Raw genomic sequence first — 12,377 nt, 5'->3', positions numbered from 1 at the left:
CCTCCACCGGGCGTGGATTTTGCAGGTGTCGGGTGTGACTCGTTGGCGTCTACGGGAGGAGGTCCAGCATCTGGGGTCGGGCCTTCATGGCGTGGATCACGAGTTCGTTGCCGCTGTCGAAGACGAGCACGACGAGTTCGAGCAGTCGTCCTTGCGAGTCGAAGCCGAGCCGTAGTTGGCGAGCCGGCGAGTCCTCGTCGAGGTCGTCGATCCACAGCGGCCACGACGCAGCCTGGATGATGTCCTCCGGCGCGACGCCGTGCTTGAGCGCAGAATCGTGGACCTTCACGCGGCGTATGCGGCGATTGCTTCGCGGATGAGTTCCGAGCGCGTCTTGTGCTCACGCTCGGCGCGAGCGTCGAGAGCCGCGACCTCATCAGCCGTCAGGCGGAGCGCAACGACCTGCGCCGGCTCAGCACCGCGCCCGGGCCGCCCGCGTCCGCGTCGCTTGAGAACCTCGACGTCGTAGCCGGCCTCAGCCTCGGCCGCCCACGCCGCGATCTGTTCCTCCGTCACCGGAACGCCGTCGATCGTCTCTTCACCACCCATGTCGGCATCGTAATACGAAAATACGGGCGGGTCTACGGTCGCCCGCAGCCCGGTCCTTGAGCGAACGCCGGCCGGTCACGCACCGGGACGAGCGTCGTGGAGTGGTTGGTGCGCCCGCACCCGCACCCACACGTCTGTCGCAGATACCTCGCCCGTTGAAGTGAACGTTGCGCGGGCCGCGGGCGACAAACGCTCCTGTCCGATCGCTCAATCAGAGATCGATAGGACCCGGCGACGGCACGTCGTCCGGCAGACCGAGTTCGAGGATCCTCGTGACCATGCCGACCGCTCGGTCGGTGAGCACGTCGCCGGGATAGAAGTCCTCGTACAGTTCCTCAGCGTCCTCGAGTGTGGTGACCTCGCAGAGGCGGAGCAGCTGGCGGATGTCGTTCGTGTCGCGTCCCGGCTCGATTGGCGCGAAGCTTCATGGCGAGCATCGCGTCCTTCGCGGCGACGTCGATGGCGATGCCGTCGTGGTCGAGTTCCTGCGTCGTCGCGCGGTCGAAGTAGCGCAGCGCGAGGGCGGCGCCTCCGACGAGACGGATGCCAGCGACTTCGCCGGCATCTCGCAGTTCGGCGATGAGGTCGCGGAGACCGTCGATGATGCTGTCGCGGTCAAGGACCGTCGCCATGCTCAGACGCTCGCGAATGTGTCACGCCAGACAAGCACCCCGCGCTCGGCGAACGCGTCGGGCACCTCCGACAGGGGCGGCACCGGGTCGGCGGGATCGACGTCGAGACCGCGGGGCTCGTCGAGGAACCGCCCAGGGTGATTCACCCATTCGGGAGCGGGAAGTCCCTCCTCCCCCAGTCGCCACGCGACGAGACCGGCGATCGCGGCATCCCATACCCTGTCGCGTGTGAGCTCCGGCTCGGCCAGCCCCAGGACCCCGCGGACGAGTCCGTGCTCGGCGACGAGGTTGTCATTCAACTGCAGGAGAGCCCGCAGGGCACGCTCCTTGTCGCCCGCGCGGAGATGCGCCCGGGTCTCGGCGGCGGTCGTCGCGGCGTCGTCGCGTTGGGTCGGTGCCGAGTACAGCCGGTGACCCGCCCCGGCGAGGAGGCGCGCGACTGTGCTGAACTCGGCGTCACGGCCGCGCTCGGAACGCGACACGCGCGCCTGATCGATGCGCGTACGCTCGGCGAGGCGCTGCTGTGTCAGGCCACGGCTCTTTCGAGCCGCGCGCACCAGGGTCGCAGCATCCGTCATCATCATCTCCCGGTTATGACTCCTGAGTCATATTGTAACGGAAGGGCTGCCGGAGCATCTCGCGGGATCACGAGCCGTCTCAGACCGCGCGCACAGTCGGTGACACCGCAAGCGCTGCTAGCCGAGAAGCGCCACGCCGAAGCCTGCGACGACGGCCCGCACCTCATCGAGGTAACGCTGCGCCTGCTCGGTGAGCGGAATCGAGGCGTGGCCGATCCAGCCGATCTCGATGCGTTCGTCGACGTCGAGCGGGATGGCGACGATCTCCGGGTCGAGCTGGTCGCTGATGATGCCCGTCGAGATCGTGTAGCCGTCGAGTCCGATCATGAGGTTGAAGATCGTCGCGCGGTCGGAGACCCGGATCTCCTGCTTGCTCGAGAGGGTGGAGAGGATCTCCTCGGCGAAGTAGAACGAGTTGTTCGCCCCCTGGTCGAAGGTGAGCCGCGGAAGGTCCGCGAGATCGGCAAGAGTCGCACGGTCCTGCGCGGCGAGGGGGTTGGTCCGGGAGATGAAGATGTGCGGCTCGGCGAGGAACAGCGGGTGGAATGCGAGCCCGGAGTCCCGGAGCAGCTTGTCGATGACCTTCCGGTTGAAGTCGTTCCGGTAGAGGATGCCCAACTCGCTGCGCAGGGTCCGCACGTCCTCGATGATGTCCCAGGTGCGCGTCTCACGCAGCGAGAACTCGTATTCGGCCGCCCCGGTGGCGCGGACCATCCGGACGAACGCGTCCACCACGAACGAGTAGTGCTGCGCCGACACCCCGAGCAGGCGTCGCGACGGCGGCCGGCCGAGGTAGCGCTGCTCGAGCAGCGCCACCTGCTCGACGACCTGTCTCGCGTACCCGAGGAACTCCGCGCCGTCGGCGGTGAGGCTGACCCCACGGGCGGAGCGGACGAGGAGCGCGCGGCCGACCCGGGCCTCGAGGTCTTTCATCGCAGCGGACACCGTCGGCTGTGCGACGTACAGCAGGTCGGCAGCGGCAGAGATCGAACCCTCCGCCGCGACTTCGACGAAGTAGTGCAGCTGCTGCAGCGTCACGCCGCTCGGTACCCGAGACATAGGCACACCCTATATGAATGCATAGAGATCTCGAGTTACCCGATATCCGGCGGAGATCTGCACGATGGATGCATCACTTCCGACGGCCGAGCCCGGCCATCGACACCTACCCGGATTGGCCACTCATGGCGGACGCGTTCACGTTCAGCATCACCACCACGCGCTTCGACGAGGACTACACGCCGTCTGAGGACTCGCGCATCACGACGAACTTCGCGAACCTGGCCCGAAGCGAGCACCGTCAGCAGAATCTCCGCAACGCCCTGACGATGATCGACCGTCGCTTCAACGACCTCGCCCAGTGGGACAACCCGAACGGCGACCGCTACACCCTCGAACTCGAGATCGTCTCGGTTGCGCTCCAGTTCACCACGGAGGGTGCCGATCAGGAGTTCCCGCTTCTCGAGGTTCTCGACGTGCAGATCGTCGACACGTGGACCGGCATCCGCCGCCACGGGATCGTGGGGAACAACTTCTCGTCGTATGTCCGCGACTACGACTTCAGCGTGCGCCTTCCGGCGGTGAACGCGGATTCGACGAAGCCCACCGTCCCGGAGGACTTCGGCGATCTCCACGGCAAGCTGTTCCAGCATTTCCTCGACTCGCCCGCGTACCAGGAGCGCTTCACTCAGTCGCCCGTCATCTGCATCAGCGTGTCGACGAGCAAGACCTACCACCGCACCGCGAACGAGCACCCGGTGCTCGGCGTCGAGTATCAGCAGGAGGAGTACTCCCTCACCGATGAGTACTTCGCGAAGATGGGGATGAGGGTGCGGTACTTCATGCCGCGCGGCGGCGTGGCGCCGCTCGCGTTCTACCACCGCGGCGACCTGCTCAATGACTACGCCGACCTCCAGCTGATCGGCACGATCAGCACGATGGAGACGTTCCAGAAGATCTACCGGCCGGAGGTCTACAACGCCAACTCCGCCGCCGCACCCGTCTACCGGCCGAGCCTGGAAGCGCAGAACCACTCGCTCACCGACATCGCCTACGACCGCGCCGAGCGCAGCCGGCTCGCGATCACGCAGGGGAAGTACACCGAGGAGCACTTCATCAGTCCTCACGGTGACGCGCTCGCCCGGTGGGCCGCCGACTACCTCGCTCCCGTCGCATGATCAGTGGAGGATCGCCCATCATGAACACGCTCCTGCCGACCTCGATCGTCGGCAGTCTGCCGAAGCCGTCGTGGCTCGCCCAGCCCGAGGTCCTGTGGTCGCCCTGGAAGCTGGAGGGTGATGCGCTGGTCGAGGGCAAGCAGGATGCCCTGCGCATCGCTGTCCAGGAGCAGAGCAGACGCGGCATCGACATCGTCAGCGACGGCGAGCAGACCCGCCAGCACTTCGTCACGACCTTCATCGAACATCTCAGCGGGGTCGACTTCGAGAATCGCCAGACAGTGCGCATCCGTGATCGGTACGACGCGAGCGTGCCGACCGTCATCGGGTCGGTGACGCGGGAGAGGCCCGTGTTCGTCGACGACGCGAAGTTCCTCCGCGCGTCCACCGATCGTCCGATCAAGTGGGCTCTCCCGGGGCCCATGACGATGGTCGACACGCTGTACGACGCGCACTACAAGAGCCGCGAGAAGCTGGCGTTGGAGTTCGCGACCATCCTCAATCAGGAGGCGAAGGAGCTCGAGGCGGCGGGAGTCGACATCATCCAGTTCGACGAGCCCTCGTTCAACGTCTTCTTCGACGAGGTGCAGGACTGGGGAGTCGCCGCGCTGGAGAGGGCCGCGGAAGGGCTGCGAGCCGAGACCGTCGTGCACATCTGCTACGGCTACGGGATCAAGGCGAACACCGACTGGAAAGCGACCCTCGGCTCGCAGTGGCGGCAGTACGAGGAGTCGTTCCCCCTCCTGCAGCGGTCGAGCATCGACATCGTCTCGTTGGAGTGCCAGCACTCCCATGTGCCGATGGACCTCATCGAGATCCTCCGCGGCAAGAAGATCATGCTCGGCGCCATCGACGTGGCCGACGAGACGATCGAGACCCCGGAGGAGGTCGCCGACACCCTCCGGAAGGCCTTGGAGTTCGTCGACGCCGACAAGCTCATCCCCAGCACCAACTGCGGCATGGCGCCGTTCCCCCGGGACGTCGCATTCGAGAAGCTGAGCGCACTGAGCGCGGGGACGAACATCCTTCGCGAGGAACTGGCGGTCGCGCAGCCCAGCCTGGTGTCCTGAACATGTCGCAGCCATCCCCGGCCGGCGCTGAGACCAATGACGAGATCCCGGAGCACAGGTTCTCGTCGTCGCTCTCACCCGAGGATTTCAAGGCGCTGTTCCGCGGGCACCCCGGCGGCGTCGCCGTCATCACGGCGGATGCGGGCGACGGTCCCGTTGCGCTGACGGCGACGTCGGTCGCGTCGGTGAGCGCTGAGCCGCCGTTGCTGATCTTCTCGATCTCAGCGCTGTCCTCGGCATCCGACGTGCTTTCGCGCGCCGGGACCGTCGTCGTGCACCTTCTGGACGCGAACGACATCGAGGTGGCCGAACTCGGTGCGGCCCACGGGGTCGATCGCTTCGCCCAGACCCACCGCTGGTCGCGCCTGGTCACCGGTGAGCCCGTGTACAGCGATGTGCGTGCCTGGGTGCGCTGCGCTGTGATCGATCGCATGGATGCCGGGACCTCCACGGTCATCGCCGCTCATGCGCTGCAGTCGCACATCGAGCGCGACGTCCAGCCGGGCGGGGCCGGCGACGCCCTGGTGTACCACAACCGCTCCTGGCACCAACTGGGTGCGCACTCCCGCATCGAGCCCTGACGCCGGGGGGCCTCACACCCGCCACCGGGTCTATGTCCCCGCGTTGCTCTACCCTGGGCCGATGCGAATGCTCCTCACGTCGAACGGCCTAGCCAGTGACATCGTCCGCGGCGCGCTCGTCGATCTGCTCGGCAAGCCTCTCGCGGAGTCCCGCGTCGTCGTGGTGATCGACGCGATTCTCGGCTTTCCGGGCGACAGTTCCACGCTCGTCGAGCATCTCGAGAGCCTGCGATCGCTCGGGTGGGCGGAGTTCGACGTGGCATCGCTCTTCGCCGGTCCGGCGACCCTCGTGGAGTCGCGGCTGCGCTCAGCCGACGTGATCCTCGGATACGGCGGCAGTAATCTCTGGGCGGCACACGCCTGGCAGGCGACCGGTCTCGCACCGGTGCTCGCGGAACTGCTCCACGAGAAGGTGTACGTCGGATGGAGCGCGGGCTCGATGATCTTCGCCCGTCGGCTGGACCGGTGGCCCGGGGATTTCGACGATCAAGACGAGCTCGACATGTTCGGACTCGAGGTCGCGGCCCCCGCAGTCCCCCTGCTCGACTGGTTCTTCGCCGGTCACCTGGGTGCCGACTGGATGCCCGCGAACGCAGAGGAACGGTTCGCGCGAGGCGCCCGACTCTCTGGCCAGGAGGTGTGGTTCATCGACGACGACTCGGCGCTTCTCGTCCGCGATCCCACCGCAGAGCCGATCATCATCTCCTCCGGCCAGTGGCGCCGGTACGGCGCCGACGGCTCGCTCATCGCGTCGCACTGATAGCAGCGGCGCGGATACTTCGCGCACGGGATCGATGATCGGCATCGAGCGGCCTGCCGATAGGCAAGACTCCTGAGACCCCCCGACAGCAAAGGACCCTCGATGATCACCGTTCATCTTCGCTATGAGATCGACCCGGACAAGCTCGACGACTTCACCGAGTACGGCCGTGCGTGGATCCACCTCGTCAACAAGCTCGGCGGAACACACCACGGCTACTTCATGCCCAGCGAGGGCGACAGCGACGAAGCGTTCGCCTTGTTCAGCTTCCCGTCGCTCGCCGAGTACGAGGTCTATCGGAACGCCTCGAAGACCGACCCGGGGTGTCAGGAGGCGTTCGATCTCGCACGACGCACCGGGTGCATCCGCCGCTACGAACGTCGGTTCCTCTCACCGGTGTTCGCATAACGGCCACGGGCCGTCGGACCCCCGGACGCGGATAGAGTCGCGCCATGCGCATCGTCGTCTCGGGCACGCACGCCAGCGGGAAGAGCACGCTCATCTCCGACTTCGCCGTCCGCCACCCGGAGTTCACGGTGCTGCCGGATCCGTTCGAGCTCGTGGACGAATCGTGGGATGCCCCGGATGCTGCTCTGTTCGCCGCGCAGTTGCGCATCTCGGCTGCACGGCTCGACCCCGCGGAGTCCGATGGCAGGCTGATCGCCGAGCGCGGCCCGATCGACTTCCTCGCCTACCTGCTGGCGCTCGACGACTTGACCGGAATATCCGGCTCGCGCGACCTGGTGGAGCGCGCAAGCGCCATCACGCGAGAAGCGCTGAACCACGTCGATCTCCTCGTCGTGCTGCCGCTGACCGCCGCCGATGGGATCGTCGCCGGCGCCGACGAGCATCCAGCCCTGCGAGACGCGATGAACGACGTGCTCCTCGACCTCATCGAGGACCCGTACGTCGTGGGCGACGAAGCCGACGTGGTGGAGATCACGGGCGATCGGAGCCGGCGGCTGGCCGCGCTCGAGGCTCTGGTCGCGGACCGAACGGCGTAGCCCACCGCCGGCTGAACTCAGCCGCGGAAGTACGCCTCGGCGACACGGGAGAGGTCCCACAGGTCGCTCACGCCGGCGAGCTCGCGGGCGGAGTGCATCGACAGGATCGGGATGCCGACGTCGACGGTGCGGATGCCGAGACGCGTCGCGGTGATCGGACCGATCGTCGACCCACAGGGCACGCCGTTGTTGGAGACGAACTCCTGGGTGGCGACGCCGGCCTCGGAGCACCAGGCGTTCCATGCCGCCGCACCGGCGCCGTCGGTGGCGTAGCGCTGGTTCGCGTTGATCTTGAGGATCGGGCCCGAGCCGAGCACCGGCTGCACGTTGGGGTCGTGGCGGTCGGCGAAGTTCGGGTGCACCGAGTGGCCCACGTCGCTCGAGACGCACCACGACGCCGCGAGGGCGCGCAGCTGCTGCTCGCGGTCGGCGCCGAGCGACAGCCAGATGCGCTCCAGCACATCGGCGAGCATGGGGCCAGCCGCACCGGTGCGCGTGCCCGAACCGACCTCTTCGTGGTCGAACACTGCGAGCATCGCGATGTGCTCGGCATCGAAGCCGTCGGCGGCGCGCTCGAGCGCGACGACCCCGGCGTGCACCGAGGCGAGGTCGTCGAGACGGCCGGAGGCGAAGAACACGTCGTCGAGGCCGAACGTCGCGCCGCGCGCCGCGTCGGCGGTGACGATGTCGTAGCCGCGGATGCGCGCGGCATCCACTCCCGCCTCGCGGGCGAGCTCGGCGAGGATGTCTGCCGATGCCGACTCTCCGAGGCCCCAGACGGGCTGGGTCTGCGACTGCTTGTCGAGGGAGAGTCCGTCGTTGACCCCGCGGTCGAGGTGGATGGCGAGCTGCGGCAGGCGCAGCAGAGGCCCGGTCGCGGCGAGCACCGACGTGCCGTCGTCGAGCACGAGGCGTCCGGCGAGGCGCAGCTCGCGATCGAGCCACGAGTTCAGCAGCGGACCGCCGTAGATCTCGACGCCGGCCTGCAGCCAGCCGAGCTTGCCGGTGGTGGGCTGCGGCTTCAGCTTGAACGCCGGCGAGTCGCTGTGCGCGCCGAAGATGCGCACACCGGTCGACGCCGTCGCGCCGCGCGGAACCACCCAGGCGATCACGGCGCCGTCGCGCACGACCAGGAAGCGGCCGCCCGGTGCGTCGGGCCAGGCATCCGTCTCCTCGAGCCGGGTGAACCCGGCGGCCTCGAGTCGAGTCGCGACCTCGGCGGCGGCGTGGAAGCTCGACGGCGACGCGGCGACGAAGTCCGCCAGATCGGCGGCATGGGTGAGCGACTCGGATGCTGCGGGCACGGATCGGCTCCTCGGGGATCACGGCAGGGGGATGCTTCGATCGTAGTTGCGCCCGCACCCGGCCCGCCCCGACCCGGCCCCGGAACCGCCTCAGCCGCCCCGGCCGGCCGCCCGACGAACGGTCGCGCGAAGGACGGGTCAATCTCAGTGCGGCGCGTGGAACTCCACGTCGCCGCGCTTCCAGTAGCCCTTCACGACGATCCGCTCGGCGTCGAGACCCCACCGGTCGATGGTGAGGGCACGCCCCGGCTTGACGATGCTCTGCTCGGTCGCGATGAACGCGAAGACATCGCCGGCCGGGCGGTCGCTCTCCCCCAGTGCGTCGAGCCGGGCGGCGAGCGCCGTTCCGCCGAGGGCCTCGCCGCGGTGGGCGTACGAGACGTCGACTCCTGCCGGGGCGTCGACGGCGAGCTCGTGAGCGGAATCCGGAACCTCGACAATGATCGTGCCGACGGCATCCGCATCCATTCCCGCAGCGAACCGGCGGATCGCCGGCACCGCCGTCTCGTCGCCGGCGAGGAACCAGGCGTCGGGGCGGCCGTCGATGAGCATCGATCCGCGCGGGCCGCCGATGCCGGCCACCGCGCCGAGCGGAGCGGTGGCCGCCCATTCGGCGGCGATCCCCCGGTCTCCGGGTGCCCCGTGGATGGCGAACTCGATATCGACCCAGTCGTCGCCCCAGGCGAACGGCGTGTATTCGCGACTGGGTGCGGCTCGCAGCTCGTCGACCGTGTCGACGGCCCGATCCGGGAAGAACAGCCGGCAGTGGTCGTCGGCCCCCGGCGAGTCGAAGCCGGTCAGGTCGTCGCCCCGGAGCCGCACACGGACGTACTCGTCGGTCTGCCAGGTGCGCTCGACCAGCCGCGCGAAGCGGAACTTCAGGTCGAGGCCCGCGCGGGTGAGGGTGAAGGTGCGGATGGTCGTGTCGGTCACGGTGTCTCCAGACGGTGTCGTCGGGTGGGGTGGATGAGTCCCCGGGTGGCGTGGATTCGAGAGAGGATGCATGCGGTCACTCCCACAGCACGACCCGGCGCCCGGCGAGCTCGGTCACACGGGCCGGGGTGTCGTACAGCGCGCTGAGGTTCGCCTCGGTCACGACCTCGGCGACCGGTCCGTGGTGGACCACGCGACCGGCGCGCATCGCGATGATGTCGTCGGCGAACTGGGAGGCGACGTTGATGTCGTGGAGCACGACGACGATGGTCATGTCGCGCTCGGCGGCGAGGCGGCGCAGCAGCTTCATGAGGCTCACGCTGTGCCGGGGATCGAGGTTGTTGAGCGGCTCGTCGAGCAGAACATGGTCGGCATCCTGCGCGATCGCCATCGCGACGAACGCCCGCTGTCGCTGTCCGCCCGACAGCTCGTCGAGGAACCGGGTGCGCACCGCTTCGAGGTCGAGCAGCGCGATGGCGTCCTCGATGTGCGTGCGGTCTTCGGGTGTGCGCCCCGAACCGCCGTGCGGGAAGCGTCCGTAGCCGACGAGATCCTCCACGCTGAGCCGGATGGCGAGGTGGTTGTCCTGCCGGAGGATGGCGAGGCGCTGCGCGAGCAGGCGCGACTTGGTGGTGACGACGTCGAGGCCGTCGACCCGCGCGGTGCCGGCATCCGCACCGACGAGTCGCCCGACCGCGGCGAGCAGCGTCGACTTGCCGGCCCCGTTCGGACCGATGATCGCGGTCACCCCCGTGCCGATCGTCAGTTCGACGTCGTCGACGGCGACCACTGCGCCGTGGCGCTTGGTGATGTGATCGATCTCGATCATGTCAGCGGGCCCTTCCGGTGAGCACGAGCGCGATGAAGAACAGGCCTCCGGCGAACTCGATGACGACCGGCAGCTCGGTGCTGAAGCCGAGGAGCCGGGCGAGGATGAACTGACCGCCCACGAGGGCGATCGTGCCGATGGCGATGGCGGCGGGGATGCTGCGCAGATGCCGGTGCCCCACCGCGCCGTAGGCGAGGTTGGCCACGAGCAGCCCGAAGAACGTGACGGGTCCGACGAGCGCGGTCGACGCCGCGACCATGACGGCGATGGCGAGCACCACGTGCATCACGACGCGGCGATGCTCTACGCCCAGCGAGATCGCGGCGGACTCGCCCAGCGACAGCACGTCGAGCGAGCGGCGGATCGGCCAGAGCGAGCCGATCGCGACGGCGACCAGCACGGCAGTGGGCACGAGAAGCTCACGGTCGACCGAGGTGAAGCTCGCGAAAGCGAGGTTCTGCACGATCGCGAACGTGTCGGGGTCGAGGAGGCGCTGAAGGAACGCGGTGACGGAGCGGAACAGCACCCCGAGCACGAGGCCCGCGAGCACGATCACGTGCAGATCGAGGCGTCGGCGCAGGAACAGCCACCAGTACAGCAGCGAGATCGACCCCGCCATGAGCACGAGCTCCACCAGCCACGACGCGAAGGCGGGAGCCGACACGAGAAGCGCCGGCCCGATGGCGAATGCGGTGACGACCTGGATCGCCAGGAACACGGCGTCGAAGCCCATGATCCCGGGAGTGAGGATGCGGTTCGCGGTGATCGTCTGGAACAGCACGGTCGCGACGCCGACGGCGGCTGCGGCGATCACCATGCCGGCGACGGTGCGCCAGCGCAGCCCCAGCGCGTACTCCCACTTTCCGGGGAGGTCGGTGAAGACGAAGAGGGCGACGGCGACCAGCGCGACGGCGGTGAGGGCGAGCAGACGGACGCGCGGAGAAGCCAGGATGCCGCGCACCCGGCTGGTGGATGCGGCGGTGGTCATCGCGCCACCTCCGCCCTCGCTCGTCGCGCCGCGCGTCGGGTGGGCGGTGCGGCCGACGCCGGCGACGCCGTGCCGAGCAGCAGCCAGAGGAAGACGATGCCGCCGACCACACCCATGACCACCGAGATCGGGATCTCGAACGGGAAGCGCACGACCCGGCCCACGAGGTCGCACAGCAGCACGAGCGCCGCGCCGAGGAGAGCCACGAGCGGCACCGCGCGGCGCATGTTGTCGCCGATGAGCCGACTGACGATGTTCGGGGCGATGAGGCCGAGGAACGGCAGAGCGCCTGTGACGACCATCATGATGCCGGTGACCATCGCGATGATCCCCACGCCGAGGCCCATCACGCCGCGGGTGTCGAGACCGAGGCCGCGCGCCGCGTCGTCGCCGAGGCCCGCGACGGTGAAGCGGTCGGCGGCGATCCAGGCGATGAGGGCAGCGGCTGCAGCGAGGTAGAGCATCTCGTAGCGCCCGCGGAGGATGCCCGAGAAGTCGCCGACGCTCCAGCTGAGGAGCTCCTGCAGCACGTCGGCGCGGTACGCGATGAAAGTCGTGACGGCGCCGATGACCCCGCCGTAGAGGATGCCCACGATCGGCACGAGCACGCTCGAGCGGGACGGGATGCGGCGTGCCAGCGCGAGGAACCCGAACACACCCACGAACGCGCCGATGGTGCCCGCGATCGCCTTCGCCCAGATCGGCAGCCCCGGGGTCGTCATGAGCACGGCGAGGAGAGCCAAGCTCGCGGCATCCGTCGCTCCCGTCGTGCCCGGTTCGACGAACCGGTTGCGCGTGAGGAGCTGCATGATGAGGCCGGTGATCGCGAAGGCGGCACCGGCGAGGATGAGCGCGACGGTCCGCGGGATGCGGCTCGCGAACAGGATGAACGCGTCGAGGTCGGCGACCCCGACGAACAGCGAGATCGCCGCAAGGGCGGCCACGACGGCCACCCCCACGACGATCAGCGCG

At 68.5% G+C, this 12,377-nt stretch carries 16 protein-coding genes; 6 read left to right on the top strand and 10 right to left on the bottom strand.

Annotated elements, in window-relative coordinates; all coding sequences use genetic code 11:
- Nucleotides 1-49: 49 nt before the first annotated feature.
- The 5 genes from JOD63_RS02760 to JOD63_RS02740 form a co-directional block, all read right to left on the bottom strand.
- Entirely contained in the window at nucleotides 50-289 is a 240-nt protein-coding gene (locus JOD63_RS02760) for a hypothetical protein (protein ID WP_045277353.1), read from the bottom strand.
- Nucleotides 286-549, bottom strand: coding sequence for a ribbon-helix-helix domain-containing protein (locus JOD63_RS02755; RefSeq protein WP_045277352.1), 264 nt, complete (start codon nucleotides 547-549; stop codon nucleotides 286-288). The genes JOD63_RS02760 and JOD63_RS02755 overlap by 4 nt, the downstream gene beginning before the upstream one ends.
- A 335-nt stretch (nucleotides 550-884) precedes the next feature.
- Complete coding sequence (locus JOD63_RS02750) at nucleotides 885-1,181, bottom strand: hypothetical protein (protein WP_045277351.1); 297 nt, start codon at nucleotides 1,179-1,181, stop codon at nucleotides 885-887.
- Between the two features lie 2 nt (nucleotides 1,182-1,183).
- Nucleotides 1,184-1,759, bottom strand: a complete 576-nt coding sequence (locus JOD63_RS02745) for a helix-turn-helix domain-containing protein (RefSeq protein ID WP_169748437.1) — start codon at nucleotides 1,757-1,759, stop codon at nucleotides 1,184-1,186.
- A gap of 117 nt (nucleotides 1,760-1,876) precedes the next feature.
- Nucleotides 1,877-2,818: a LysR family transcriptional regulator gene (locus JOD63_RS02740; protein ID WP_045277350.1), complete on the bottom strand. Its 942-nt coding sequence runs from the start codon at nucleotides 2,816-2,818 to the stop codon at nucleotides 1,877-1,879.
- A 125-nt stretch (nucleotides 2,819-2,943) separates the two neighbouring features.
- Here JOD63_RS02740 and JOD63_RS02735 point away from each other — a divergent pair, with 125 nt between their 5' ends.
- From JOD63_RS02735 to JOD63_RS02710, 6 genes are all read left to right on the top strand, one after another.
- Complete coding sequence (locus JOD63_RS02735) at nucleotides 2,944-3,936, top strand: putative oxygenase MesX (protein ID WP_045277349.1); 993 nt, start codon at nucleotides 2,944-2,946, stop codon at nucleotides 3,934-3,936.
- Nucleotides 3,937-3,956: 20 nt separating this feature from the next.
- The gene (locus JOD63_RS02730; protein ID WP_045277348.1) at nucleotides 3,957-5,006 is read left to right on the top strand and encodes a methionine synthase; all 1,050 of its coding nucleotides are present in this window, start codon (nucleotides 3,957-3,959) and stop codon (nucleotides 5,004-5,006) included.
- Between the two features lie 2 nt (nucleotides 5,007-5,008).
- Nucleotides 5,009-5,587, top strand: a complete 579-nt coding sequence (locus JOD63_RS02725; protein ID WP_045277347.1) for a flavin reductase family protein — start codon at nucleotides 5,009-5,011, stop codon at nucleotides 5,585-5,587.
- Nucleotides 5,588-5,648: 61 nt separating this feature from the next.
- Nucleotides 5,649-6,347, top strand: a complete 699-nt coding sequence (locus JOD63_RS02720) for a Type 1 glutamine amidotransferase-like domain-containing protein (RefSeq protein ID WP_045277346.1) — start codon at nucleotides 5,649-5,651, stop codon at nucleotides 6,345-6,347.
- Between the two features lie 102 nt (nucleotides 6,348-6,449).
- Nucleotides 6,450-6,755 (top strand): NIPSNAP family protein, encoded by a 306-nt coding sequence (locus tag JOD63_RS02715; protein ID WP_045277345.1) that lies wholly within the window; start codon nucleotides 6,450-6,452, stop codon nucleotides 6,753-6,755.
- A 44-nt stretch (nucleotides 6,756-6,799) separates the two neighbouring features.
- On the top strand, nucleotides 6,800-7,351 hold the full coding sequence (locus JOD63_RS02710) for a DEAD/DEAH box helicase family protein (RefSeq protein WP_045277344.1): 552 nt from the start codon (nucleotides 6,800-6,802) through the stop codon (nucleotides 7,349-7,351).
- 17 nt (nucleotides 7,352-7,368) lie between these two features.
- On the opposite strand, the gene JOD63_RS02705 is transcribed toward JOD63_RS02710, so the two are convergent.
- The 5 genes from JOD63_RS02705 to JOD63_RS02685 form a co-directional block, all read right to left on the bottom strand.
- Nucleotides 7,369-8,655 (bottom strand): M18 family aminopeptidase, encoded by a 1,287-nt coding sequence (locus JOD63_RS02705; protein WP_045277343.1) that lies wholly within the window; start codon nucleotides 8,653-8,655, stop codon nucleotides 7,369-7,371.
- Between the two features lie 144 nt (nucleotides 8,656-8,799).
- A complete protein-coding gene (locus JOD63_RS02700) occupies nucleotides 8,800-9,588 on the bottom strand; it encodes a siderophore-interacting protein (protein ID WP_045277342.1) in 789 nt (262 codons plus the stop codon).
- Between the two features lie 76 nt (nucleotides 9,589-9,664).
- A complete protein-coding gene (locus JOD63_RS02695; protein WP_045277341.1) occupies nucleotides 9,665-10,417 on the bottom strand; it encodes an iron ABC transporter ATP-binding protein in 753 nt (250 codons plus the stop codon).
- Nucleotide 10,418: 1 nt separating this feature from the next.
- Nucleotides 10,419-11,405, bottom strand: a complete 987-nt coding sequence (locus JOD63_RS02690) for an iron chelate uptake ABC transporter family permease subunit (protein ID WP_045277340.1) — start codon at nucleotides 11,403-11,405, stop codon at nucleotides 10,419-10,421.
- Nucleotides 11,402-12,358: an iron chelate uptake ABC transporter family permease subunit gene (locus JOD63_RS02685; protein WP_045277339.1), complete on the bottom strand. Its 957-nt coding sequence runs from the start codon at nucleotides 12,356-12,358 to the stop codon at nucleotides 11,402-11,404. Before JOD63_RS02685 ends, JOD63_RS02690 begins: the two co-directional genes overlap by 4 nt.
- Nucleotides 12,359-12,377 lie beyond the last annotated feature (19 nt).

Source organism: Microbacterium terrae, assembly GCF_017831975.1.
GTDB lineage: Bacteria > Actinomycetota > Actinomycetes > Actinomycetales > Microbacteriaceae > Microbacterium > Microbacterium terrae.
Note: the sequence above shows the minus strand (reverse complement) of the source record. Positions and strands in the feature narration are given on the sequence as shown.